Here is a 23,271-nt window from a genome sequence, read left to right on the forward strand (position 1 = left end):
ACTAGTTGTCCTCGCTTTCATCGGGGATATATTCGAGGATGTCGCCGGGTTGACATCCTAATTCACGGCAAAGGGCATTGAGCGTGGAGAAGCGAATGGCCTTGGCCTTGTTATTTTTTAAAATGGAGAGGTTGGCGGGAGTCAAGTCAATCAGTTCTGCCAGGTGACCAGCACTGATCTTTTTTTGAGCCATGACAAGGTCTAAATTTATCTGAATCATAAGCTCCTCCTTAAATGGTGTAATCAACTTGCTCTTGCAATTCAACAGCCTTTCCAAAGGCGTTTCGGACAACGCGAATAATCAAGGTCAAGAGACTGCAAGACACCGCAATCATCAGCATGGGGAGGTAGGCAGTTAAACCCATAAGAAGTGAAATGAGGGCAACCGCTCCAACTTCCCAGCCTAGAAAGCGCAAGTATTGAACATTTTGCTCAATAAAGACCTGATTTTCACCAATGTAGGTCAAGAGCTGATAGAGATGGATAATACAGGCCAGGGCTAAGAATCCAAGAATGTAGCCAAAACCAAGCAAGAACCAGAAACGAGTTTCTCCCTGAAAGAGGGGAGAGGGAAATTCCATCACCAATCGCACCACCCAGCTTCCAGTGCACAAGAGGCCAATCGAAGCTAAAAATAGGATGATCAGACTGATTTTGGTTAGTTTGATGCTGACATCTTCAGCAGTAAAATGTTTCTTTGTCATAGATTCCTCCAGAAGTTTGGTAGATGATAGTTGCCATAAGAATAACAGAAAATTTATCGATAGTCAATAAAAAAATATTAAAAAACGATAAAAATTTATTGAAAATAGGCAAAAATAATGTTTGGTTTCGATTATGTGAAAGATGAAAGCCTCTCCTTGCTAGCTTTTTCTTTTCCCTTATTTATGCTATAATGGAAGGTAACATTATGCGAGGAGAAGCCCATGGCCATTGAACTCTTAACCCCCTTTACCAAGGTGGAATTAGAACCTTTAGAAGAAAAAACTGACCGCAGACAGGTGGGGATTTTGGGTGGAAACTTTAACCCTGTTCACAATGCTCATCTGATTGTGGCTGATCAGGTCCGCCAGCAGCTCAATCTTGATGAAGTCTTGCTGATGCCCGAATTTTTACCGCCCCATGTGGATAAGAAGGAAACCATTGATGAATTTCACCGCCTCAATATGCTCAAGATGGCCATTGCCGGCATTGAGGGGCTGGGGATTGAGACCATTGAGTTGGAGCGGCGTGGGGTCAGCTATACCTATGACACCATGAAACTCTTGAAGGAGAAAAATCCGGATACGGACTATTTCTTCATCATCGGTGGAGATATGGTGGATTATTTGCCCAAGTGGTACAAGATTGATGAGCTGGTCCAGATGATTCAGTTTGTCGGAGTTCAGCGCCCCCGTTATAAGGCAGGGACTTCCTATCCTATTATCTGGGTGGATGTGCCCCTCATGGATATTTCCTCCAGCATGGTCCGCGATTTTATCAAGCAGGGCCGGACGCCCAACTTCCTGCTTCCCCATGAAGTTCTGGACTACATCGAAGAAAAGGGACTCTACCTATGAACTACCGAGACTACATAGACCTCTCTCGGGAGGAGCTTTTGGAAAAAGTGGCTGCCGCCATGTCTGAAAAGCGATTTCGCCATGTCTTGGGAGTGGAGCAAGCTGCTCTTGACCTGGCTGAACGTTATGGCTGCGACGCCACCAAGGCCAGCCTAGCTGCCCTTCTGCATGATTATGCCAAGGAGGTTGCGGACGAGGTCTTTCTAGCCCTCATTGACCAGAAAGACTTGGACCCAGACCTGAAAAAATGGGGCAACAATATCTGGCATGGCCTGGTCGGTGCCCACCTGATTGCGGCTGACTTCGGACTTGTGGACCAAGAAATTTTGCAGGCCATCCAGCGCCATACAGTTGGAGCAGGCCAGATGAGCTTGCTGGACAAGGTTCTCTATGTAGCGGATTATATTGAGCCTGGCCGGGATTTCCCAGGAGTGACAGAAGCCAGAATCATCGCCAGCCAGTCACTGGACCAGGCAGTGGCCTTTGAAACAGCCCAAACCATTGCTCACCTAGCCAAGAAGGGCATTCCCATTCATCCCCAAACCCTGGAAACCTATAATGGTCATATTCATTTTTTGAAGGAGAACAAATGAAAACAGCCCTTTTAGCCATTGACATGCAAAACCTCCTCGTTGAGGAACAACCTTTTGCCATTGAGGAGCGCTTAGCCCTCTGGCAAGATAGCATCGCTAAAGCTCGTCAAGCAGGGATAGAGATTGTCTATGTCCGCCAAAATGACGATGAATTTGCCCCAGGCAGTCCTGGCTGGGAAATTCATCCATCAGTAGCTCCTTTGGCTGACGAGAAGATTGTTGATAAGCGGTACAGTTCTGCCTTCAAGGGTACGGACTTGAAAGCCTATCTTGATGAGCAAGGGATTGAGCGATTGATTATCATGGGCATGTCGACCAATTTCTGTATTGATACGACCATCAAGGTGGCCTTTGAATTGGGCTACACCTTGGCGGTCCTCAAAGATGGAACCACCACCCCTTACACGGCAGACCTTCCAGCAAAAGACTTGATTGACCAGTATGAGACCATCTGGTCCTGGAGTTTTGCCCAGGTGGATACACTAGAAAATATTTTATGAGGAACAAATGAAAGAACTTGAAATAGTAGAATTAGTTGTCAAGGCCGCAGATGAGAAACGGGCCGAGGATATTGTGATATTAGACTTGCAAGGCTTGACCAGTCTGACCGATTATTTTGTCATTTTGAACGCCAGCAATGTCCGTCAACTGGATGCCATTGCGGAAAATATTCGCGAAAAAGTAGCGGAGGCAGGCCAGCGGGCAGCCCATATCGAGGGAGATGCCAACAGTGGCTGGATCCTGATTGATCTGGGGGATGTCATCGTCCACGCCTTCTCAGAAGAGGAAAGAATCCACTACAACCTTGAAAAACTCTGGCACGAAGCAGGGCTTGTGGATGTGTCGGGATATTTAGCGTAAGGGACAGTCGTAAGACTGTTTTTTCATCGAAAAGAAGGAAGAAAATATGGAAACTTACGAAACCTTTGCCAGGGTCTACGATGCCATCATGGATGACTCGCTCTATGATAAATGGACGGACTTTAGCTTACACTACTTGCCAAAAAAGAAAAATGCCAAACTCTTGGAGCTGGCCTGCGGGACGGGGATTCAGTCCCTTCATTTTAAAGAGGCTGGCTTTGATGTGACGGGGCTTGATTTGAGTGGCGATATGTTAAAAATTGCCAAGAAGCGGTCTCAGGAGGCCGGATTTGACCTACCCTTTATCCAGGCCAATATGCTGGATTTGTCGGCAGTTGGGACCTTTGATTATGTGACCTGTTATTCGGACTCTATCTGCTATATGCAGGATGAGGTCGAGGTAGGGGATGTCTTCAAGCAGGTCTATGACCACCTCAAGGAAGGTGGGGTATTCATCTTTGATGTCCACTCGACCTATCAGACGGATGAAGTTTTTCCAGGCTATTCCTACCATGAAAATGCAGAAGACTTTGCCATGGTCTGGGATTCCTATGCCGATGAGGCGCCCCATTCCGTGGTTCATGAATTAACCTTTTTCATCCAAGACGAGGATGGACGCTTTACTCGCTTTGACGAAGTCCACGAGGAGCGGACCTATGATATCCTGACCTACGATATCCTTCTGGAACAGGCTGGTTTCAAGTCCTTCAAGGTCTATGCGGATTTTGAGGATAAGGAGCCAAATGATACAAGTCAACGATGGTTTTTTGTTTGTGAAAAGTAAAGAGGAATAGCTTATGAATAATTTAGCTTTTATCGTTAGCTTGGGGTTTGCTGGAATTGATCCTGTCGGTATGATGTTGCTTATCACTATGCAGATTGCTGGCTTGTCCAAGAAAAAGGCTTTTCTCTACGGGGGCTTGGTTCTCTTTGGTACAGCCATTTTAGGCTGTATTCTATCAAGTTTGCTTGGAAGAGGCTTATCCGACTTAGCCAGTTCAATTGATAATTTTTCTAATACCGTCTGGGTTTGGATTAATCTAGCGTTTATCCTTATCTTGACTGTCTGGGGATTTAAACGCTTGTTAGTTAAGGAGCAGACGGAAAAAGAAAGTGGTCAAGAGAGCAGTAAAGGTGTTTATGGGGCGGCAGCTTTTATGATTTTTACAGCTCTGACTGATCCGACTTTCCTAGCGGTTCTCGCTTTATCCGGCCAAGTCAATCATCTGCTCTTATCCGTTCTGTATAACCTCTTGTGGGTTTTCATTAGTCAAGCGCCACTTTTTCTTCTCCTTTTAGCAATTATGTTTAATAAACATCATGTATTTATTCATAAATTCAACACTTATTATAAAAAATACAAACAGTCTATTAACTGTACAGTGACTGGACTTATCTTCTTCTCAGTATTCATATTTGTAGCGGATTTGATTGTCTACTGGTTTTCAGGGACCTGGCTTCTAGGCTAAAATGGAGGAAATCTCATGACCATCACAGGAATTATCGCGGAATTTAATCCTTTTCACAATGGGCACAGATATCTGTTGGACCAGCTTGAGGGATTGAAAATTGTGGCCATGTCGGGCAATTTTGTCCAAAGGGGAGAGCCGGCTATCATTGACAAGTGGACCAGGGCGCAGATGGCCTTGGAAAGTGGGGCTGATTTGGTGGTTGAATTGCCCTTCTTGGTGGCGGTCCAGTCTGCCGATTATTTTGCCCAGGGGGCAGTCGATATTTTGGCCAAACTGGGCATCCAGCACTTGGCCTTTGGGACAGAGGAGGTACTGGACTACCAACGTTTGGCGGATATTTATAGTCAAAAATCTTCTGAGATGACGACATATTTGGCTCAATTACCCGAAAACTTGACCTATCCTCAAAAAACCCAGAAAATGTGGGAGCAATTTACTGGCATAAAATTTTCAGGGGAGACCCCCAATCATATTTTGGGCCTGGCCTACGCCAAGGCCTGCGCGGGACGGGGAATCAAATTGACTCCTATTCAACGATTGGGAGCGGGATATCATTCGGCTAGTAAGCTGGAAACCATCGCTTCGGCCACAGCCATTCGAAAGCATATTGATGATCGAGATTTTGTGGAGAAGGCCATGCCCCAATCTCAGTTACTCTTATCCTCTCCCCAGGTTTCTTGGGAGAATTATTGGCCCTTGCTCCGCTACCAAATCCTGACAAATTCTGACTTGACAGGGATTTTCCAAGTCAATGAGGAACTGGCCAGCCGACTCAAAGAAGCTGTCAAAAGCGCCCAGTCCCTGGATGACTTGGTGGAAAAGGTAGCGACTAAGCGCTATACCAAGGCCCGGGTCCGCCGTATACTGACCTATATTTTGGTGCAGGCTGTCGAACAACCATTGCCAGAGGGCATCCATATCCTTGGTTTCAGCCAGAGGGGGCAGGGCTATCTCAAGACCCTCAAACATTCGGTGAACCTAGTCAGCCGCATCGGTTCTGAGCCTTGGGATGAGCTGACCCAGCAGGCGGATGCGGTGTATCAGTTGGGAAATGAACAGATGCGAGAGCAGACCTATGGGCGCGTGCCGCTGAGGTGAAGCTTTCTTGATTTTGTCTGTAATGCTTTCAAGAGATGTAAAAAAGCTGTGATTATCCACCGTTGGGCAGATTTGAAGGATAATAAAAAACCGCATTTCATTCCAATTAGGGTCAGAAGTGCGGTTTTACTCTAGCTTTTTCTTTTATTCATTTACTAATAGCAGTGTCTTTGAGACTTTTGCTTTATTCCGTTACATCTTCTCCTAGATAAGCGGCGATGGCGGCAACGTCCTTGTCTCCTCGACCTGAAAGGTTAATGAGGATGACTTGGTCCTCGTCCATTTCTGGGGCTAGCTTGATAGCCTGAGCGATGGCATGGGAACTTTCGATGGCTGGGATGATGCCTTCAGTTTTGGAGAGGAGAAGGAGGGCTTGGACAGCCTCGTCGTCTGTAGCGGCGACATAGGTCACTCGACCAGAGTCCTTGAGAAAGGCATGTTCTGGACCTACCCCTGGGTAATCTAGTCCTGCCGAGATGGAGTAGACCGGAGAAACCCGACCATCCTCTTCAAAGAGGGCGATGGTTTTCATGCCATCAACCACACCGACTGTTCCCTTGGTCATAGTAGCAGCGTGTTTGTCCGTATCCACGCCGTGTCCAGCAGCCTCAACCCCAATCAGGGCAACCTCCTCATCTGCAATATATTGAGAAAAGGCACCGATGGCATTGGAGCCTCCGCCCACACAGGCGATCACAGCATCAGGCAGTCGCCCTTCCTTGTCAAGGATTTGTTGGCGGGATTCTTGACTGATAATCTTTTGAAATTCGTGGACGATAGTTGGATAAGGGTGGGGGCCAACAGCTGACCCCAGAACATAAAAGGCATCCAGGTCATTCATCCAGGCACCAAAGGCGGCCTCGACCGCCTCTTTTAGAGTAGCTGTTCCTTCTGTAACTGCATGCACTCTGGCCCCCATCATCTCCATACGAAAGACATTGAGACGCTGGCGTTTGACATCTTCGGCCCCCATGTAGACATCGCATTCCATACCGAACTTGGCTGCAGCAGCGGCTGTGGCGACACCGTGTTGGCCAGCTCCCGTTTCAGCGATGACACGGGTTTTGCCCATGCGTTTGGCCAAGAGGATTTGCCCCAAAACATTATTCAGCTTATGTGAGCCTAGGTGGTTGAGGTCCTCTCTTTTGAGGTAAATCTTGGCTCCGCCCAAGTGTTTGGTCAAACTTTCTGCATAATAGAGAGGGGTTGGACGGCCAGAATAATCTTCCAAATAAAATCGAAGTTCCTTGATAAAGTCAGGGTCCTGGCGGTATTGTTCAAAGGTGGCTTCCAGCTCATCCAGCAAGGCTTGAATGGGTTCGGGTACAAAGCTGCCGCCAAATTGGCCGAAATATCCTTTTTCTGCTGTCATCTTGTTTCTCCAGTTTCTATTGGTGATGTGAAAGGTTTATGATGGTTGACTAAATACGGTAAATGAACAGGCTCTTATTTTGTCCGGTCGTCTGTTTCGATGTTTTTAATGCGCGTGCCCAGCACCTGCAACAAGGGCCCGCTTCCCCCCTCAATATAGGTGATTTCCAGGGAGAGATTTTTTTGGTCTGATGAGTTGATTAACAAATATTCGAAGTAGGATTTGTCAAAAAGGCCTCGGCGTCGGATCAGCGGGTGTTCCTTTTTCATTACATGGGTAATAGACTGGATATCTTGCCAGGAGAAGCGGTGGGTTCGCCAACCCTTGCGGACAGTCAGTCCTGCTTCATCTCCAAGGAGGAAAGGCCGACTCCGAAAGTAGAGGGCTGAAAGAAGGCAAAACACGGCGATTCCAACAAAAGCGAACCAGATGATACCCAGGAAAGGGGGAAAGCCGCTCCCTGTCACTGTATCCAAAAAGAGGCTGAATAGGGAAAATAGGACGAAGCCACTGAGGCTAATGGTCAGAAAAAGGGCCGCAATCATGATGAAGGGAAGGTAAAGCGCAACACGATTTTTATAAGAAAATGACATAACAATCTCCTTTTTTATAGGATACCAGAAAATAAGTGGAAAATCTAACGAAAACAGGAAAATGACAGAAAATTTCAACGATTCAAGGCGAAAAAATGAGAAAAAAATTAAAAAAATCGAGAATAAACCATTGACCTTTACTGACCAATAGTGTATAATACTGACATAGGGAATCAAAAACCCTTGAATGGTCAGACTAAGGAGGATGACAGATGATTTATTTTTTTAGCAAATTGGTCAAAGATGGTCAGATTCCCAGGTCTAAACCGGAGCCCATCTTGAAAGTCCGATAGCATTTATTTTTTAAAGAAAAGGTCAGTTTTGGTCAAGAAAAGACCAGAACATCAGTAAGAAAAGAGGTAGACATATGAACAACAACTTTAACAACATGGATGATATTTTCAACCAACTCATGGGCAATATGGGTGGTTTTAACACAGAACGCCGACGCTATTCCATCAATGGCCGCGAGGTGACACCGGAAGAATTTGCCTATTATCGGCAGACTGGTCAGTTGCCTGCTGGGCCAGAAGCCCAAACTGCGGCTCCCCAAGGTCAGGCAGGTTCTGTTCAGCAGGACGGAATCTTGGCCAAATTGGGTACCAACCTGACAGAACAGGCCCGCCAAGGCAAGCTGGATCCGGTCATTGGCCGTAACAAGGAAATTCAGGAAACAGCTGAAATCCTAGCCCGTCGCACCAAAAACAATCCTGTCCTGGTCGGAGATGCTGGGGTTGGTAAGACGGCAGTAGTAGAAGGCTTGGCCCAGGCCATTGTCAATGGGGATGTGCCAGCTGCCATCAAGAACAAGGAACTGATTTCCATCGATATTTCCGGCTTGGAGGCTGGTACCCAGTACCGCGGGGCCTTCGAGGAAAATGTTCAAAATCTGGTCAAGGAGGTCCAAGATGCAGGGAACGTCATCCTCTTCTTTGACGAAATCCATCAGATTTTGGGAGCAGGTTCCACTGGTGGCGATTCGGGCTCCAAAGGCTTAGCGGATATCCTCAAACCAGCTCTCTCTCGCGGTGATTTGACCGTCATCGGGGCGACCACCCAGGATGAATACCGCAACACCATCATGAAAAACGCAGCCTTGGCTCGTCGCTTTAACGAAGTCAAGGTCAATGCCCCATCTGCAGAAGATACACTAGCTATTCTTAAGGGTATCAGACCGCTCTATGAAGCCCACCACAACATTGTGCTTCCAGACGATATGCTCAAGGCTGCGGTGGATTATTCTGTCCAATACATTCCACAAAGAAGCCTGCCAGACAAGGCCATCGACTTGGTCGATGTGACAGCTGCCCACTTGGCTGCCCAGCATCCTGTGACAGACATCAAGGCCCTAGAGGCAGAAATTGCCCAAGCCAAACAGCTCCAACAGGCTGCGGCTGATAGAGAGGACTATGAAACAGCCCTCAATGAAAAGGTCCGCATCGATAAGTTGCAGGAGAAGATTGACAACCACACCGAGGATCAAAAGGCGGTGGCCACCGTTAATGATGTGGCCCAGGCAGTGGAGCGGATGACGGGTATTCCCGTTTCGCAAATGGGGGCTTCTGACATTGAGCGCCTCAAGGGCATGAAGGAGCGCCTAGAAGCCAAGGTCATCGGGCAAAATGCCGCAGTTGAAGCGGTATCCAAGGCCATTCGCCGTAATCGGGCTGGTTTTGACGAGGGGAATCGCCCCATCGGCAGCTTCCTCTTTGTCGGACCAACAGGGGTCGGCAAGACAGAATTGGCCAAGCAATTAGCTCTGGATATGTTTGGCAATAAGGATGCCATCATCCGTTTGGATATGTCCGAATACAGCGACCGCACAGCAGTTTCCAAACTGATTGGGACAACAGCGGGCTATGTGGGCTACGATGATAACTCTCATACCTTGACTGAACGCGTCCGCCGTAATCCTTATTCTATCGTCCTTTTGGATGAAATTGAAAAGGCTGATCCGCAGGTCATCACCCTGCTGCTGCAAGTCTTGGATGACGGGCATCTGACAGATGGTCAAGGCAATACCGTCAACTTTAAAAATACCGTCATCATTGCCACTTCCAATACAGGCTTTGGTTTTGGTAGTCAGGATGAGGAGGAAGAAGTGGACATTATGGACCGGATTGCCCCATACTTCCGCCCAGAATTTCTCAACCGTTTCAACGCTGTCATCGAGTTCAAGCATTTGACCAAGGAAGATCTCCTGCAAATCGTAGACTTGATGCTGGCTCAGGTCAACCAGACCTTGGCCAAGAAGGATATTCATCTGGAAGTCAGCAAGGAAGCCAAGGACTTACTTATGGAGCTGGGTTATGACAAGGCCATGGGGGCCCGTCCTCTGCGCCGCGTCATCGAAGGTCAAATCCGTGACAAGGTGACTGACTTCTATTTGGAACATATCGATGCCAAGCAGCTGAAGGCTGATGTAGAAGATGGAGAAATTGTTATCCATCAAGCCTAAAAGATAGTGACAGCCACTCGCAAGGGTGGCTTTTTTTGTAAAAATACTGCAAGAAAATGATAGTTTCAGGAAACAGTTTCAATTTGCAAACGTTTGCACCATGTGGTAAGATAGGCTCATAAAAGAAAAATCAGGAGGTTATCATGAAAAAACATCGTTCTAATGATGAGAAGCAGCAACAGTACACGCTGAAAAAGCTCAGTGTTGGCCTATTGTCTGTGGCGATTGGTGCAGTTGCGGTATTGGCTGGTCCGACCTATTTTGCTGAGGAAATCAATACGACTGTCGTTGCAGGTCTAGACCAAACAACTATAGTTGAGGCAACCGTGCCTACTACAACAGTAGAAACAAGTGCTAGCCAGGCGCCTTCTAAAGAAGCCCCTGCTTTGTCTCAGGTTCAAGCAGAAAATACGGAAGTCCCTGCTGTTGCGGCTGGCTATTTTCGTCTTCATTTGAAAACACTGCCGGCAGGGGACATTGCGAATCTTGGTCTGTGGATATGGGATGATGTGGAACACCCATCTGCCGATTGGCCAATGGGTGCTCTTTCTTTGAAAGATGCCCAAAAAGACGATTACGGCTACTACATTGACATCAAATTATCTGAAAAGCAGCAGAAAAAAATTTCCTGGCTAATCAACGATAAGGTGTCTGGGCAGAATTTGACTGGGGACAGAAATATTGAACTTCTCGCTCCAGCAATGAATGAGGCTTGGGTGGATGAAGCGTTTAACAGCCACACTTATCCACCCCTTGAAAAAGGCCTTGTCCGTATCAACTACCAAAATGCAGAGGACAACTACGATAACTTGACAGCCTGGCTCTTTGACGATGTGAAAGAACCATCAGAGGATTGGCCAAAAGGAGCTGCCAACAAAACAGGTATCGGACCATACGGTGCTTACTGGGATGTACCTCTTAAAGATGCAGCAAAACTACTAGGATTTGTTCTATTGGATCAAAGCAAAACTGGGGATGATATGAAGATTCAACCAAATGACTATAAGTTTCAGGACTTAGAACATCATACACAGGTCTTTGTTCATGATAAGGATCCAAAAGTCTATAACAATCCTTACTATATTGACCAAGTAGTGCTGAAAGGAGCAGAGCAGACAGACGAGACAGAAATCAAAGCAACCTTCTCCACCTTGGCTGGAGTTACCAAGGAAGAACTCCAAAAGGGGCTCACAGTCAAGGATAAGGATGGACAAGAGGTCACCATCACAGACATGACACTGACTGATGGCAGTCCTGTCTTGACCATCACAGGTGATTTTAACCAGAGCAAGGGAATTTTGACCGTTTCCTATGCGGGAGTAGAGCAAAAGGTCCGCATGTCTTGGGAGTTGAAGGATAAACTGTTTGCCTATGATGGGGAGCTGGGAGCCAAGCTCAATGATGATGGCTCGCAAGTAGAGATGCATCTTTGGTCTCCAAGTGCTGATAGCATCAAGGTCATCGTTTACGATAAGGATGACCAAACTAAAGTGATGGGCACCGTGGACATGACCAAGGAAGAAAGGGGAGTTTGGTCTGCAACACTAGATAACCAGTCAGGCCTAAATATTTCCAACTACACAGGCTATTATTACCACTACGAAATTACACGTGACAATCAAAAAGTGTTGGTGTTAGACCCATACGCTAAATCCTTAGCAGAATGGGATAATAATATGGTTCAGGGAGACATCAAAACAGCCAAGGCTGCCTTTGTTAATCCGAGTAAACTTGGTCCACAGGATTTGGATTTTGCTAAAATTGAGAATTTCCAAGGACGGGAAGATGCCATTATCTATGAAGCAAATGTTCGTGATTTTACCTCTGACAGCACCTTGGATGGCAAACTCAACAGTCGTTTTGGGACCTTCTCTGCCTTTGTTGAAAAACTGGACTACCTCAAGAGTTTGGGTGTGACCCATATACAGCTCATGCCGATTATGAGTTATTTCTATGTCAATGAGGCAGACCATACGCGTTCCGTCGATTATTCTTCTAAGGACAATAATTATAACTGGGGATATGATCCGCAAAACTATTTTTCACTTTCGGGCATGTACTCTGAGAATGCCAAGAATCCGGAACAACGCATTGCTGAATTTAAGAATCTGGTCAATGAGATTCACAAGCGCGGTATGGGAGTCACATTAGACGTAGTCTATAATCATACTGCTAAGACCTATATTTTTGAAGATTTGGAGCCGAACTATTACCACTTTATGAATGCGGACGGCACCCCTCGTGAAAGCTTTGGTGGTGGTCGTCTTGGAACAACACATGCCATGAGTCGCCGCGTACTGGTTGACTCGATTAAGTATTTGACCAGTGAATTTAAGGTAGATGGCTTCCGCTTTGATATGATGGGAGACCATGATGCCCAAGCAATTGAGGAAGCCTTTAACGAAGCTAAGGCTATCAATCCCAATGTGATCATGATTGGTGAAGGCTGGAAGACTTACCATGGAGATGAGGCTAAGCCACAACAGCCTGCCGACCAAACCTGGATGAAATCAACCGATACAGTCGGAGTGTTTTCTGATGACATCCGCAATTCTCTCAAATCAGGTTTTCCAAACGAAGGAGAAGCTGCCTTTATTACGGGTGGTGCCCGTGATATTGAGGCGCTTTTCAAGAATATCAAGGCTCAACCGGGCAACTTTGAGGCAGATTCACCGGGTGATGTGGTCCAATATATTGCCGCCCATGACAATCTGACCTTGCATGATGTCATTGCGAAGTCTATCAACAAGGATCCAAAAGTGGCCGAAGAAGAGATTCATAAGCGTCTGCGCCTGGGCAATACCATGATTTTGACCGCTCAGGGTACTCCATTTATCCACTCCGGTCAAGAATACGGTCGAACCAAACAATTTCTCAATCCAGCTTACATTGGTAAGGTTGCTGAAAGTGCTGCTCCGTACAAGTCAACACTGATAGATGCGGTGACAGAATATCCTTATTTTATTCATGATTCTTATGATTCATCCGACGCCGTCAATCATTTTGATTGGGAAAAGGCAACCAATGAAGCTACCTATCCGATCAATGTTAAGACCCAGAAATATACAACAGGTCTTATCGCCCTGCGTCGGTCCACGGATGCCTTTAGAAAAACCAACAAGGCAGATATTGACCGCGATGTGACGCTTTTATCAGTGCCAAAAACTCAGACAGAATCTGCAGGAGTTGAAGAAAAAGACCTTTTTATTGCTTATCAAACTGTTGCTTCAAATGGTGATATCTATGCTGTCATTATCAATGCAGATACTAAGGTTCGTCAGCTCGACCTCTCCGCAGAACAAACCAAATGGGCTGATGCTCAGGTATTGGTAGATGCAGAGCGGGCTGGAACAGAGGCTATTGTAGATCCAAAAGGCCTCACCCTTACGGAAAATCAGCTAAGCGTAGAACCATTGACAGCCCTGGTATTGAAAGTGGCGAAAAAAGAAAATCAACCAACTCCACAACCAACGACCACAACAACCAGTGAGCCAGGCACTGCAACGACCACGCAGGCTTCTGAAACACCAACTACAAAGAGCCAGTCAGGCAAAAATAAATCGAAGCTACCGTCAACAGGTAGCCAAACTTCCCCAATATTTATCATTGCTGGTGGAAGTCTTCTGACGATTTTGCTGGCCTTTCTGGGAATCAAAGTCAGTAAAAAAGAAATCTAGAAAAGAGTGATTATGATTAAACCCATTATGAAAGATATCCTCTTTCTCCAACAACAATCGCAAGAGGCCAGTCAGGCAGACTTGTCCATTGGGAAAGATTTGCAGGACACCCTGCTAGCTCATCAGGACGCCTGCGTTGGTCTGGCGGCTAATATGATTGGGGTTCAAAAGCGGGTCATCATTGTCAGCCTGGGCTTTGGTCACTTGGTCATGTATAATCCCGTCCTCATCAGCAAGGCCAAACCCTACCAAACAGAGGAGTCCTGCCTGTCCTTGATTGGCAGCAGGCCGACTACCCGTTATGAGGAAATTATGGTTCGCTACCGCAATCAGGATTGGCAGGAGGAGACCACGCCCTTCACAGGTTTTACAGCCCAAATTATCCAGCATGAACTGGATCATTTGGAAGGTATTATTATTTAAGATAGATAAAAAGCAGGGGGAAACCCTGCTTTTTAACGTTTGGCGATGGACAGGAAGGTTACCTTATCTGGCCGGTAACTGATACTGTCCGATTGGAAAAGTTGCCCGTTGGCCAGGTAAGCAGTGCTCTCCACGACCACCACCATCTCGTAGTCGCCCAAGTCCATAAGGCGTTTTTCTTCTTCATTGGCATATCGGAAGGAAATTTCGCGACGGGAATGGGAAATCTTCAAGCCAAGTTCATCTTCTAGATAGTGATAAATCGAACCTTCAGCAATTTCACGGTTGAGAAAGGGAACGATGCGCCGGTCAAAATAGGACACCTCATACTCCAAACGCTCGCCATCAATGGTCCGAACCCGGCCCACCCGGTAAAAATCAACCGTCTCATCTACTTCAAAGATTGTCATCAGGTCAGCCTGCCCCTGAACAATATAGAGGTCTGTCAGCTCCGTTTCAATCTGGTGGAGAGCTAGTCGGTTCAATTCACCAGCTGTCCGGAGTTCAGACAGGTATTGTTTTTTCATGTGGTGGTGATCCAGGACGACAGAGTTTCTACCTTGGCGCTTTTGGATATAGCCATCCAATTCCAGCATGGACAGTGCCTTGCGGATGGTGTCTTTGGAATAGGAGTAGGCCTCCATCAGTTCATTTTCGGTTGGTAGTTCATCTTGTGCCTTCCAGATATTTTGCTCAATCTTATCTTTGATATCGGCATAAACTTTTTTGTATTTGCTCATAAACGATGCTTTCTAAAGGGATTTACATTTGATTTAAGTCTACCATAAATGACGATAAAAATATAGAAAAGAGGGAGAAATGATGAGTTGATAGTTAATAGGTGCAAGTTTTACGTAAAACATTTAATTGTTACGGAAAAATCCTTGACAAAAGAAAACGTTTCCGTTACAATGTTCTTATATTCTCAGAAAGGAAAGCGCTTTATGACACAGCGAAACAGTGGTGTACTGATGCACATCAGCTCCCTTCCAGGAAAATATGGAATTGGAAGCTTTGGTCAGTCAGCCTATGACTTTGTGGATTTTTTAGTAGAAACCAAGCAGACTTACTGGCAGATTTTGCCACTGACAACAACCAGTTATGGAGATTCTCCCTACCAATCCTTTTCAGCTATTGCCGGCAATCCTCATTTGATTGACTTTGACCTCTTGATAGAGGATGGTTTGCTGGAGGAGGCTGATGTTGACGGAGTCAACTTTGGAGAACAGCCAGATTTGGTCGACTATGCTCTGATTTATCAGGTACGCCGTCCCATTTTAGAGAAGGCTGTTCGGCGTTTTCTATCCAATGACCGCAACAAGGCCCTCTTAGCAGCCTTTGAAAAAGCCAACAGCACTTGGCTCAACGACTATGCTGAATTCATGGCTATCAAGGAAAAGTTTGATAATCGAGCTCTGCAAGAGTGGGAAGACAAGGCAGTTTTGGCTCGCAATGAGGAAGCTCTGGCCAAGTACCGCATCGAGTTGGCGGACCAGATCGATTATTTCAAGGTTTGCCAATACTTCTTCTTCGGTCAATGGAAGGCACTCAAGACCTATGCTAATGAGCATCACATCAAGATTATCGGCGACATGCCTATCTATGTCTCAGCAGATAGTGTGGAAGTTTGGACCAAGCCTCAACTCTTCAAGCTAGACAGCGAACGCAAGCCGACCTTTGTGGCAGGAGTACCAGCGGACCAATTTAGCGCAGATGGGCAGCTCTGGGGCAATCCCCTCTATGACTGGGAAGAACATGAAAAGACAGGCTTTAGCTGGTGGATTTACCGCATACACGAAAGTTTTAAAATCTATGATCTACTTCGGATTGACCATTTTAAAGGATTTTCGGATTATTGGCAGGTAGATGGCAAGGCGACTGTCGCAAAAGACGGAACTTGGGAACCTGGTCCGGGCTATAGTCTCTTCAAGGTTGTCAAGGAAACGTTAGGAGATCTACCGATTATCGCAGAAGATTTGGGCAATATCGATGCCAAGGCCCGTAAATTGCTCAACGATTGCGGTTATCCAGGCATGAAAATTCTGGAATTTGGGCTCAGCGATGTCACTGGTAAGAGCATCGATGCAGTTCATCGTTGTATTCCAAACTCTATCGCCTACATGGGAACCCATGACAATGAGGTGGTCAATGGCTGGTACCAACATCTTAGCCCTGAGCAGCAAGAGTATGTGGATGCTTACAGTAACCGTAAGCCGATTGAGCCGATTCATCAAGCCATGTTGCGGGTCCTCTTTGGAACGGTCAGTAATACAGCCATCGCTAGCATGCAGGATATCCTCAACTTGGGAGCCGAGAGCCGAATGAATTTCCCTTCTACCATCGGAGGTAACTGGCAGTGGCGGATGAAGGAAGATGATTTGACCCAAGCCCATAAGGACTTTTTGACCCGGATTACCCTTCTCTACCAGCGTGGCAATGAGCTAAATGCTTAAGAAATAGATGGGAGAAAAATATGAAACTACTCACCATCAATGTTCATGGCTGGCTGGAAGATAGGCAGGAAGAAAAAATTGCAGAACTAGCCAGAACCATTGCGGAAAAAGATTATGATCTGGTCGCCCTCCAAGAAGTCAACCAGACCATCACAGCTCCCTATATCAGCCGAGAACTCAAGGCTGACAATTATGGCCTCAAAGTTTTGGAACATCTGGAGAGCTTGGTTGGTCCGCGTTATTCCTATTTTTGGAGCAATTCACACATCGGTTATGACCGCTATGATGAAGGGATTGCCATCCTGACCAAACTTCCTGTCTATGAAGTGGATGCCTTTTATTGCAGTCGCCATCAAAAACTTGATTCTATCTTATCGCGTAAGATTCTGGGCGTAACCCTTTCCTACCAAGGTCAGCTGATTGACTGCTATTCCTGCCATATCAATCTACCGGATTGTCCAGGCGAAGATCAGCTGGAAAACATCAAAAGGATAGTAAATCGGACGGATAATCATCGCCTGAAACTATTGTTGGGTGATTTTAACACCGATGCTTTTTCTGACCAGCCAGCCTATGAGGCGATAAAGGGACTTGGTCTCTTCGATGGGTATGAATTAGCGGAGGAAAAGGACTCTGGGATTACGGTCGAAAAAGCCATTGATGGCTGGAGCGGCCACAGCCAAGAGAAACGTCTGGACTACATTTTTTTAAACGAGGAAAGGAGGGTTCTAGCCAGTCGGGTTATTTTTAACGGAAGTAACAAATCACCTATCTCAGATCACTTTGGTGTGGAGATGTCACTAAAACTTTAGGAGAAATATCATGAAAAAATTGTTGAGCTTCGAGTTTTGGCAAAAATTCGGAAAATGTTTGATGGTCGTCATCGCAGTCATGCCTGCAGCCGGTCTCATGGTCAGTATCGGGAATTCCATTCCCCTCATGAATCCTGATTCAGACCTCTTAGTTCGTATCGGGAATATCGTCGCCCAAATTGGTTGGGGGATTATCGGGAATCTCCATCTGCTCTTTGCTTTGGCCATCGGTGGTAGCTGGGCCAAGGAACGGGCGGGCGGTGCTTTTTCTGCAGGTCTAGCCTTTATCTTGATGAACTTGATTACAGGGAACTTCTTTGGGGTCACCACTGACATGTTGGCAGATCCAGAAGCGACGGTCAGCACAGTCTTCGGTACACAGATTCCAGTTTCTGGCTACTTTGTCAATATCCTGGGTCAGCCAGCCCTCAATATGGGTGTCTTCATCGGGATTATCGCTGGTTTTGTTGGAGCGACTGCCTTCAATAAGTACTACAACTACCGCAAGTTGCCCGATGTCTTGACCTTCTTTAACGGCAAACGCTTTGTGCCTTTTGTTGTTATTTACCGCTCGGTCCTAGTAGCTCTTTGTTTGGCTGTTTTCTGGCCTCTGGTTCAGACCGGAATCAACAGTTTTGGTAAATGGATTGCGACTTCACAGGATACAGCGCCCGTCCTTGCTCCATTTGTTTATGGTACTTTGGAGCGTCTGCTCTTGCCATTTGGTCTTCACCATATGCTGACCATCCCTATGAACTATACTTCACTGGGTGGTACCTATGACATCTTGACTGGAGCTCAGGCTGGAACACAAGTATTTGGACAGGACCCGCTCTGGTTGGCTTGGATTACGGACTTGATTAACCTCAAAGATGCTGGCGATATGAGCCAATACAACGATCTTTTGGCTAGTGTCACACCAGCTCGTTTCAAGGTTGGTCAAATGATTGGTTCCTCCGGTATTCTCATGGGCTTGACCTATGCTATGTACCGCAATGTTGATGCAGATAAAAAACACAAGTATAAAGGGATGTTTATTTCCTCAGCCCTAGCGGTCTTTTTGACAGGGGTGACAGAACCAATCGAGTTCATGTTTATGTTCGCAGCTATGCCTCTCTACATTGTCTATGCCCTGGTACAAGGTGCTGCCTTTGCGATGGCAGATATTGTGGATCTGCGGATGCACTCTTTTGGTAACATCGAATTTTTGACCCGTACTCCAATGGCCCTGAAAGCAGGTCTTACCATGGACTTGATCAACTTTGTCTGGGTAACAGCCCTCTTTGCGGTCATCATGTACTTCATCGCCAACTTCATGATTAAAAAATTCAACCTGGCAACTGCTGGACGCAATGGTAACTATGACACAGATACGATCGATGCGGCTCCAGAAGGTGAAGCAGGAACTGCAGATGCCAACTCTCAGGTAGTAAAAATTATCAACCTCCTCGGCGGTCGTGACAATATTGAAGATGTGGATGCTTGTATGACGCGTCTTCGCGTCAGCGTCAAGGATGTAAATCAGGTTGGAGGCGAAGCTGACTGGAAAGCTGCAGGAGCCATGGGCTTGATTGTCAAGGATTCTGGTGTGCAGGCTGTTTACGGTCCAAAAGCCGATATTCTCAAATCAGACATTCAAGACCTGTTGGAATCTGGTGCTGTCATTCCAACATCAGCTCCAGCTTCGACAGAAGTGGTTGCTCAGGAAGTACAATTTAAAGGTTTGACCGAAAACGTTCAATCCGTAGCAGATGGTCAAGCTATTTCCATCACAGAAGTCAAAGACCCAGTCTTTGCTCAAAAGATGATGGGTGATGGTTACGCAATTGAGCCTGCCAATGGCAGCATTTATGCGCCAGTAACAGGGGTCGTCACCAGTGTCTTCCCGACTAAACATGCGGTTGGCATCTTGTCTGACAAGGGCTTGGAAGTTCTGGTCCACGTTGGTCTCGATACAGTGGCCCTTAATGGTGCACCATTCTCTGCCAAAGTAGCGGATGGTCAGCGCGTAGCAGCTGGGGATTTGCTCCTAGTAGCCGATCTAGAAGCTATCCGTTCAGCAGGACGGGAAACCACAACTGTAGTGGCCTTTACCAACACTGCAGAAATCAAATCAGTAACACTTGAAAACCTAGGCCAAGTCACCAAAGATAGCCAGGTTGCCCAAGTCGAACTCTAATAGAATAAACACGGAGGAAGCAAGGCTTCCTCTTTTTGCAAAAGAAAACCCTCCTAGATATAGTCTAAGAGGGTGATGAAAAGGTCTTAAAGCCAAAAAGCAGCGGCATTGTGGAGAATATGCATGGCCATGACGAGTTCCAGGCGCTTGGTCTTGTAGTAAACCAGAGAGTAGACCAGGCCGATACCTCCGTAAATGCCCCAACTAATCCAATCAGTTGGCATGTGCATGGCCCCAAAAATCAGGCTACTGATGACAACACCAATCAAAGGGTATTTTTCAAAGAGGTAGCCGATAATTCCAGCCCGAAAGGTCCATTCTTCCAAAATCGGACCGCAAATGGCTACGATAATAAAGAGGAGGGGGAAGCTGAAGTTGGCGAACATTTCTGCCAAAACTGCATCATTGGCGGTGCTGTCAATGCCCATATTTTGGAGCAAAAAGATTCCTGCGTGGGCCAAAAGGCGAGTCAGGACGGTCATCCCAATGACAAAGGCAAAATCTTTTGTTGTCCAACCCTTGAGTTTGGGTAGGGGAATTTGAGCCGTTTTTGCAATGAGCCAAGTCAGGTAAATCGAGGCGATAGCACTAGCGGTAATGATGAGTTCCATCAACAGATTGGGGTCATAGGGCGTGTTCGTTAAGACACTTGGGACCATGGTAAAGCCCATGACAAAGGCCCAGATTTGAGATGTCATAAAGAGCAGGAGTAGCCAGAGGACCTTGAGAAATGTTTTCATAAATAACCTTCTTTCTAAGAATACCTATATTGATTATAGGATTTTCAGAAAAAAATGGCAAGGCAGGGTTGAAAGGATTGTTTAAAAATCTTTTATATGCTGGATTTCTTTTTTTACTTTTTCAGAGATAAAAAGAAAATAAATGGAAAAACCGATAAAAACGAGGGAAATCAAGCCACTTCGAAATAGGGCAAACGGCATTTCAAACAAAAAACCGAACCAGAAGGAAAAGCCGTTACGCTCCCAAAGGCCAGGGGTCAGAAACCAGGATTGGGGGTTCCAAGGGTAAAAACCGTTGTTGATATTACTTTGGTAAAAGATAAAGAAGTAGATTAGAAAGATAGAGAAGTTGGTCAGCGCAAATTTTTGATAGCGTTTATGAACAGCAACCAAGGATTCTCGGTCGGAGAAAATTTCAGTACTAGAAGAATTGGTCGCTTGCTGGAAATAGTGCATACCGCTTCGTTTGCTCCCCTCCAGACAGTTCCAACCGGATTCCTGAAATAAAGTCAGGTATTCAAGATAGTCTTGGCTTTTAATATGCTCGTGAAAATCCAATCTCACTAAGGGCGGACTTCCTTGATGTTCTTCAAACTGGTAGATGCCAAGCCAAGGATTGACCTTGGTCAGGCGATAACCTTGAGATTGAATGTGGTTTTCTTCGTCCTTTATGCTAGCAAACAATTTCCATTTTTTCATAACTAAACCTCCTTATAGATGGCGAGAGTTAGCAAGCAACACTAATTTGCGGATGCGCTCGGTTTCAAGCGTCAATATTTCCCTTCCAGCAGCTGTTAGCTGATAGACCTTTCGGCGCTTGTCTGTGCTGGGAAGAGCAACAATCCATTGCAGTTTCAACAGGTTTTCGATGGCGCCGTACATAGTACCAGCTGCGATGCGGACATCTCCGTCACTCATTTCTTCCACGGTTTGCATAATGCTGTATCCATGGGCAGGCTCGAGCAAGGCCAGCAAAATGTAATAAGTGGTTTCTGTTAAGGGTAAATGCTTATTACGTCTCATGGTTTCTCCTATATATCGTCAAACTGTATATTCACATTATATATTGTTTGACTGTATAAGTCAACTGTATATCGGTTGCATTTGAAAAATTCTTCTCAATCTGTGCCAAATATGGTATAATGAAACGATTTTAAAAAATGTAGGAGGTTCCCCATGGGACGTAAATGGGCCAATATTGTAGCCAAGAAAACCGCTAAAGACGGTGCCAATTCGAAAGTTTACGCCAAGTTTGGTGTTGAGATTTATGTAGCAGCGAAGAAGGGTGATCCAGATCCAGAAACCAACTCAGCCCTGAAATTCGTTATCGACCGGGCCAAGCAGGCACAAGTACCAAAACACATCATCGACAAGGCCATTGACAAGGCCAAAGGAAACACAGACGAGACCTTCGTAGAAGGTCGTTACGAAGGCTTTGGACCAAATGGCTCCATGCTCATCGTGGATACCTTGACCTCAAATGTCAACCGTACGGCTGCCAATGTCCGCTCTGCCTTTGGTAAAAACGGTGGAAACATGGGAGCGTCTGGCTCTGTTTCCTACCTGTTTGATAACAAGGGCGTAGTGGTATTTGCAGGTGATGACGCAGACAGTATCTTTGAATTGCTGCTGGAAGCAGATGTAGAAGTGGACGATGTGGAAGCAGAAGAGGGCACCATCACTGTCTACACCGCACCAACTGACCTCCACAAGGCCATTGTAGCCCTACAAGAATCAGGTATCACCACCTTCCAAGTAACCGAACTGGAGATGATTCCTCAATCAGAAGTAACGCTTGAAGGAGATGACCTGGCAACCTTTGAAAAACTCTACGACGCCCTCGAAGACGACGAAGACGTCCAAAAAATCTATACGAATGTAGATGGCTTCTAAAAAAATAACTGTCCGGGGGGACAGTTATTTTTTCAAGAAGGTTGGAGATAGGAACCGCCGGCAGGCGGTTTTCTTTATGTGTGGAAAGTCATGTTGGTTTTTAGTATAATGAAGTTGTAAAGCGGTCAGAAAGGAGGCGTTTATGAAGACAAAAACAAAATGGCTCATTGGAGCTGCAGTGCTGACTTTGGCAATAGGAGGGTATGCGATGAAGGAACTGGTGTTTGGCTTTGGAGATGAGGTGTTTGTCAAGAAACCAACCAAGGAAGAAAAGCAATTGGCTTATCTCAAGGAACATGAGCAGGAGATTATTGATTTTGTGAAAGCTCAAAATCCTAAAATCGAGTCGGTGCAGATTGATTGGGATAGCATGGAAGTAGTAGAATTAAATGCTGGGTTGGCGAAAAATCCAGGATATAATCTTTCATTAAAAGGGATGTTTAATAATCTTGCAAATACAGAGTTTACAGTAGATTTTTACATAGAGAATTCAAGTGATATACCTATAATTAGTAAAATAGGTATGTTAAATCATCCAAGTATATTAAAGGATGGAGTGTGGATTGATTATGAATAATTTTCAAACGTTTGATAATCTGTATGGAAACCTTGCTCAGGCAACATATCCTGGAAACCCTCTGGAACTACCAAAGTACAATAATTCCAAAACAGTTAAAACTAGAAATTTTTCACAAGATACTCCTTACGATGGGAGGGTCATCCCCGGCGGTCAGAACTTGCCCAATGATGGCGTGGTGTATTTGCAGCCGGATCCAACACTTCGTTCGGTTCAACGGACAACTAATTTGACACTGCCGCAAATGAATGGCGGTTACCAGTCAATACCCCATACGACTGTTGGTCACTATCAAAAAGGTCTTCTGACGGATGAACCAGCAGGTTTCAATGCCTACTTTTTAACCGATACTCCTACATTAAGTAGTCAGACTAAGAATACCTATTTTGCGGTGCGGGGAAGTGATGGGGGTTTCGACATTAGAGATCAGAGTAATTGGAATGATTGGGTAGACAACAATCTTCCTTTTACCATCAAGGATGCGAATGTCCCTCAAGCAATACTTGCTACG

The 23,271-nt window shown here is 45.9% G+C and carries 23 protein-coding genes and 1 pseudogene; 16 read left to right on the forward strand and 8 right to left on the reverse strand.

Going from position 1 to position 23,271, the window contains the following annotated elements:
* Nucleotide 1: 1 nt before the first annotated feature.
* Both ACEYCN_RS02235 and ACEYCN_RS02240 read right to left on the reverse strand, forming a co-directional pair.
* A complete protein-coding gene (locus ACEYCN_RS02235; protein ID WP_373712676.1) occupies nt 2-220 on the reverse strand; it encodes a helix-turn-helix domain-containing protein in 219 nt (72 codons plus the stop codon).
* Nucleotides 221-230: 10 nt separating this feature from the next.
* The gene (locus ACEYCN_RS02240; RefSeq protein ID WP_373712677.1) at nt 231-704 is read right to left on the reverse strand and encodes a DUF2975 domain-containing protein; all 474 of its coding nucleotides are present in this window, start codon (nt 702-704) and stop codon (nt 231-233) included.
* 222 nt (nt 705-926) lie between these two features.
* Here ACEYCN_RS02240 and ACEYCN_RS02245 point away from each other — a divergent pair, with 222 nt between their 5' ends.
* The 7 genes from ACEYCN_RS02245 to ACEYCN_RS02275 are packed head-to-tail and all read left to right on the forward strand — an operon-like array spanning nt 927 to nt 5,583.
* Nucleotides 927-1,559 (forward strand): nicotinate-nucleotide adenylyltransferase, encoded by a 633-nt coding sequence (locus ACEYCN_RS02245; RefSeq protein ID WP_373712678.1) that lies wholly within the window; start codon nt 927-929, stop codon nt 1,557-1,559.
* Nucleotides 1,556-2,152, forward strand: coding sequence for a bis(5'-nucleosyl)-tetraphosphatase (symmetrical) YqeK (gene yqeK / locus ACEYCN_RS02250; RefSeq protein WP_373712679.1), 597 nt, complete (start codon nt 1,556-1,558; stop codon nt 2,150-2,152). The genes ACEYCN_RS02245 and yqeK overlap by 4 nt, the downstream gene beginning before the upstream one ends.
* Nucleotides 2,149-2,652, forward strand: a complete 504-nt coding sequence (locus tag ACEYCN_RS02255; RefSeq protein WP_373712680.1) for a cysteine hydrolase family protein — start codon at nt 2,149-2,151, stop codon at nt 2,650-2,652. Before yqeK ends, ACEYCN_RS02255 begins: the two co-directional genes overlap by 4 nt.
* A 7-nt stretch (nt 2,653-2,659) precedes the next feature.
* Complete coding sequence (gene rsfS, locus ACEYCN_RS02260) at nt 2,660-3,013, forward strand: ribosome silencing factor (protein ID WP_373712681.1); 354 nt, start codon at nt 2,660-2,662, stop codon at nt 3,011-3,013.
* A 46-nt stretch (nt 3,014-3,059) separates the two neighbouring features.
* Entirely contained in the window at nt 3,060-3,797 is a 738-nt protein-coding gene (locus ACEYCN_RS02265; RefSeq protein ID WP_373712682.1) for a class I SAM-dependent methyltransferase, read from the forward strand.
* Between the two features lie 13 nt (nt 3,798-3,810).
* A complete protein-coding gene (locus tag ACEYCN_RS02270) occupies nt 3,811-4,482 on the forward strand; it encodes a hypothetical protein (RefSeq protein WP_373712683.1) in 672 nt (223 codons plus the stop codon).
* Between the two features lie 15 nt (nt 4,483-4,497).
* Nucleotides 4,498-5,583, forward strand: coding sequence for a nucleotidyltransferase (locus tag ACEYCN_RS02275; protein WP_373712684.1), 1,086 nt, complete (start codon nt 4,498-4,500; stop codon nt 5,581-5,583).
* Nucleotides 5,584-5,767: 184 nt separating this feature from the next.
* On the opposite strand, the gene trpB is transcribed toward ACEYCN_RS02275, so the two are convergent.
* Both trpB and ACEYCN_RS02285 read right to left on the reverse strand, forming a co-directional pair.
* Nucleotides 5,768-6,955, reverse strand: coding sequence for a tryptophan synthase subunit beta (trpB, locus tag ACEYCN_RS02280; protein WP_373712685.1), 1,188 nt, complete (start codon nt 6,953-6,955; stop codon nt 5,768-5,770).
* Nucleotides 6,956-7,029: 74 nt separating this feature from the next.
* The gene (locus tag ACEYCN_RS02285; protein ID WP_373712686.1) at nt 7,030-7,548 is read right to left on the reverse strand and encodes a hypothetical protein; all 519 of its coding nucleotides are present in this window, start codon (nt 7,546-7,548) and stop codon (nt 7,030-7,032) included.
* Nucleotides 7,549-7,915: 367 nt separating this feature from the next.
* Here ACEYCN_RS02285 and ACEYCN_RS02290 point away from each other — a divergent pair, with 367 nt between their 5' ends.
* The 3 genes from ACEYCN_RS02290 (at nt 7,916) to ACEYCN_RS02300 (ending at nt 14,106) form a co-directional block, all read left to right on the forward strand.
* Nucleotides 7,916-10,006, forward strand: coding sequence for an AAA family ATPase (locus tag ACEYCN_RS02290; RefSeq protein WP_373712687.1), 2,091 nt, complete (start codon nt 7,916-7,918; stop codon nt 10,004-10,006).
* 143 nt (nt 10,007-10,149) lie between these two features.
* Nucleotides 10,150-13,683: a pullulanase gene (locus tag ACEYCN_RS02295; protein WP_373712688.1), complete on the forward strand. Its 3,534-nt coding sequence runs from the start codon at nt 10,150-10,152 to the stop codon at nt 13,681-13,683.
* Between the two features lie 12 nt (nt 13,684-13,695).
* Nucleotides 13,696-14,106, forward strand: a complete 411-nt coding sequence (locus ACEYCN_RS02300; RefSeq protein ID WP_373712689.1) for a peptide deformylase — start codon at nt 13,696-13,698, stop codon at nt 14,104-14,106.
* 32 nt (nt 14,107-14,138) lie between these two features.
* Here ACEYCN_RS02300 and ACEYCN_RS02305 read toward each other — a convergent pair whose 3' ends face one another.
* Entirely contained in the window at nt 14,139-14,846 is a 708-nt protein-coding gene (locus ACEYCN_RS02305; protein WP_373712690.1) for a GntR family transcriptional regulator, read from the reverse strand.
* A 204-nt stretch (nt 14,847-15,050) separates the two neighbouring features.
* On the opposite strand from ACEYCN_RS02305, the gene malQ reads away from it, so the two are divergent.
* The 3 genes from malQ to ACEYCN_RS02320 are packed head-to-tail and all read left to right on the forward strand — an operon-like array spanning nt 15,051 to nt 19,550.
* Nucleotides 15,051-16,559 (forward strand): 4-alpha-glucanotransferase, encoded by a 1,509-nt coding sequence (gene malQ / locus ACEYCN_RS02310; RefSeq protein ID WP_373712691.1) that lies wholly within the window; start codon nt 15,051-15,053, stop codon nt 16,557-16,559.
* 20 nt (nt 16,560-16,579) lie between these two features.
* Nucleotides 16,580-17,371, forward strand: a complete 792-nt coding sequence (locus tag ACEYCN_RS02315) for an endonuclease/exonuclease/phosphatase family protein (RefSeq protein WP_373712692.1) — start codon at nt 16,580-16,582, stop codon at nt 17,369-17,371.
* Nucleotides 17,372-17,381: 10 nt separating this feature from the next.
* Nucleotides 17,382-19,550 (forward strand): PTS transporter subunit IIBC, encoded by a 2,169-nt coding sequence (locus tag ACEYCN_RS02320; protein ID WP_373712693.1) that lies wholly within the window; start codon nt 17,382-17,384, stop codon nt 19,548-19,550.
* Between the two features lie 86 nt (nt 19,551-19,636).
* On the opposite strand, the gene ACEYCN_RS02325 is transcribed toward ACEYCN_RS02320, so the two are convergent.
* From ACEYCN_RS02325 to ACEYCN_RS02335, 3 genes are all read right to left on the reverse strand, one after another.
* Entirely contained in the window at nt 19,637-20,290 is a 654-nt protein-coding gene (locus ACEYCN_RS02325; protein WP_373712694.1) for a lysostaphin resistance A-like protein, read from the reverse strand.
* A gap of 81 nt (nt 20,291-20,371) precedes the next feature.
* A complete protein-coding gene (locus ACEYCN_RS02330) occupies nt 20,372-20,989 on the reverse strand; it encodes a DUF2812 domain-containing protein (protein ID WP_373712695.1) in 618 nt (205 codons plus the stop codon).
* A 12-nt stretch (nt 20,990-21,001) separates the two neighbouring features.
* Nucleotides 21,002-21,313: a PadR family transcriptional regulator gene (locus ACEYCN_RS02335; protein WP_373712696.1), complete on the reverse strand. Its 312-nt coding sequence runs from the start codon at nt 21,311-21,313 to the stop codon at nt 21,002-21,004.
* A gap of 153 nt (nt 21,314-21,466) precedes the next feature.
* Here ACEYCN_RS02335 and ACEYCN_RS02340 point away from each other — a divergent pair, with 153 nt between their 5' ends.
* From ACEYCN_RS02340 to ACEYCN_RS02350, 3 genes and pseudogenes are all read left to right on the forward strand, one after another.
* On the forward strand, nt 21,467-22,183 hold the full coding sequence (locus tag ACEYCN_RS02340) for a YebC/PmpR family DNA-binding transcriptional regulator (RefSeq protein ID WP_373712697.1): 717 nt from the start codon (nt 21,467-21,469) through the stop codon (nt 22,181-22,183).
* A gap of 142 nt (nt 22,184-22,325) precedes the next feature.
* On the forward strand, nt 22,326-22,760 hold the full coding sequence (locus tag ACEYCN_RS02345; RefSeq protein ID WP_373712698.1) for a hypothetical protein: 435 nt from the start codon (nt 22,326-22,328) through the stop codon (nt 22,758-22,760).
* A pseudogene (locus ACEYCN_RS02350) lies at nt 22,753-23,271 on the forward strand (DUF2974 domain-containing protein); the annotation flags it as partial. The gene ACEYCN_RS02345 and the pseudogene ACEYCN_RS02350, both read left to right, overlap by 8 nt.

The organism is Streptococcus sp. (assembly GCF_041802885.1).
In the GTDB taxonomy this organism is placed as follows: domain Bacteria; phylum Bacillota; class Bacilli; order Lactobacillales; family Streptococcaceae; genus Streptococcus.

Coding starts and splice junctions, on each gene's coding strand:
- ACEYCN_RS02235 (WP_373712676.1), bottom strand. CDS start 220: ATGATTCAGATAAATTTAGACCTTGTCATGGCTCAAAAAAAGATCAGT.
- ACEYCN_RS02240 (WP_373712677.1), bottom strand. CDS start 704: ATGACAAAGAAACATTTTACTGCTGAAGATGTCAGCATCAAACTAACC.
- ACEYCN_RS02245 (WP_373712678.1), top strand. CDS start 927: ATGGCCATTGAACTCTTAACCCCCTTTACCAAGGTGGAATTAGAACCT.
- yqeK (WP_373712679.1), top strand. CDS start 1,556: ATGAACTACCGAGACTACATAGACCTCTCTCGGGAGGAGCTTTTGGAA.
- ACEYCN_RS02255 (WP_373712680.1), top strand. CDS start 2,149: ATGAAAACAGCCCTTTTAGCCATTGACATGCAAAACCTCCTCGTTGAG.
- rsfS (WP_373712681.1), top strand. CDS start 2,660: ATGAAAGAACTTGAAATAGTAGAATTAGTTGTCAAGGCCGCAGATGAG.
- ACEYCN_RS02265 (WP_373712682.1), top strand. CDS start 3,060: ATGGAAACTTACGAAACCTTTGCCAGGGTCTACGATGCCATCATGGAT.
- ACEYCN_RS02270 (WP_373712683.1), top strand. CDS start 3,811: ATGAATAATTTAGCTTTTATCGTTAGCTTGGGGTTTGCTGGAATTGAT.
- ACEYCN_RS02275 (WP_373712684.1), top strand. CDS start 4,498: ATGACCATCACAGGAATTATCGCGGAATTTAATCCTTTTCACAATGGG.
- trpB (WP_373712685.1), bottom strand. CDS start 6,955: ATGACAGCAGAAAAAGGATATTTCGGCCAATTTGGCGGCAGCTTTGTA.
- ACEYCN_RS02285 (WP_373712686.1), bottom strand. CDS start 7,548: ATGTCATTTTCTTATAAAAATCGTGTTGCGCTTTACCTTCCCTTCATC.
- ACEYCN_RS02290 (WP_373712687.1), top strand. CDS start 7,916: ATGAACAACAACTTTAACAACATGGATGATATTTTCAACCAACTCATG.
- ACEYCN_RS02295 (WP_373712688.1), top strand. CDS start 10,150: ATGAAAAAACATCGTTCTAATGATGAGAAGCAGCAACAGTACACGCTG.
- ACEYCN_RS02300 (WP_373712689.1), top strand. CDS start 13,696: ATGATTAAACCCATTATGAAAGATATCCTCTTTCTCCAACAACAATCG.
- ACEYCN_RS02305 (WP_373712690.1), bottom strand. CDS start 14,846: ATGAGCAAATACAAAAAAGTTTATGCCGATATCAAAGATAAGATTGAG.
- malQ (WP_373712691.1), top strand. CDS start 15,051: ATGACACAGCGAAACAGTGGTGTACTGATGCACATCAGCTCCCTTCCA.
- ACEYCN_RS02315 (WP_373712692.1), top strand. CDS start 16,580: ATGAAACTACTCACCATCAATGTTCATGGCTGGCTGGAAGATAGGCAG.
- ACEYCN_RS02320 (WP_373712693.1), top strand. CDS start 17,382: ATGAAAAAATTGTTGAGCTTCGAGTTTTGGCAAAAATTCGGAAAATGT.
- ACEYCN_RS02325 (WP_373712694.1), bottom strand. CDS start 20,290: ATGAAAACATTTCTCAAGGTCCTCTGGCTACTCCTGCTCTTTATGACA.
- ACEYCN_RS02330 (WP_373712695.1), bottom strand. CDS start 20,989: ATGAAAAAATGGAAATTGTTTGCTAGCATAAAGGACGAAGAAAACCAC.
- ACEYCN_RS02335 (WP_373712696.1), bottom strand. CDS start 21,313: ATGAGACGTAATAAGCATTTACCCTTAACAGAAACCACTTATTACATT.
- ACEYCN_RS02340 (WP_373712697.1), top strand. CDS start 21,467: ATGGGACGTAAATGGGCCAATATTGTAGCCAAGAAAACCGCTAAAGAC.
- ACEYCN_RS02345 (WP_373712698.1), top strand. CDS start 22,326: ATGAAGACAAAAACAAAATGGCTCATTGGAGCTGCAGTGCTGACTTTG.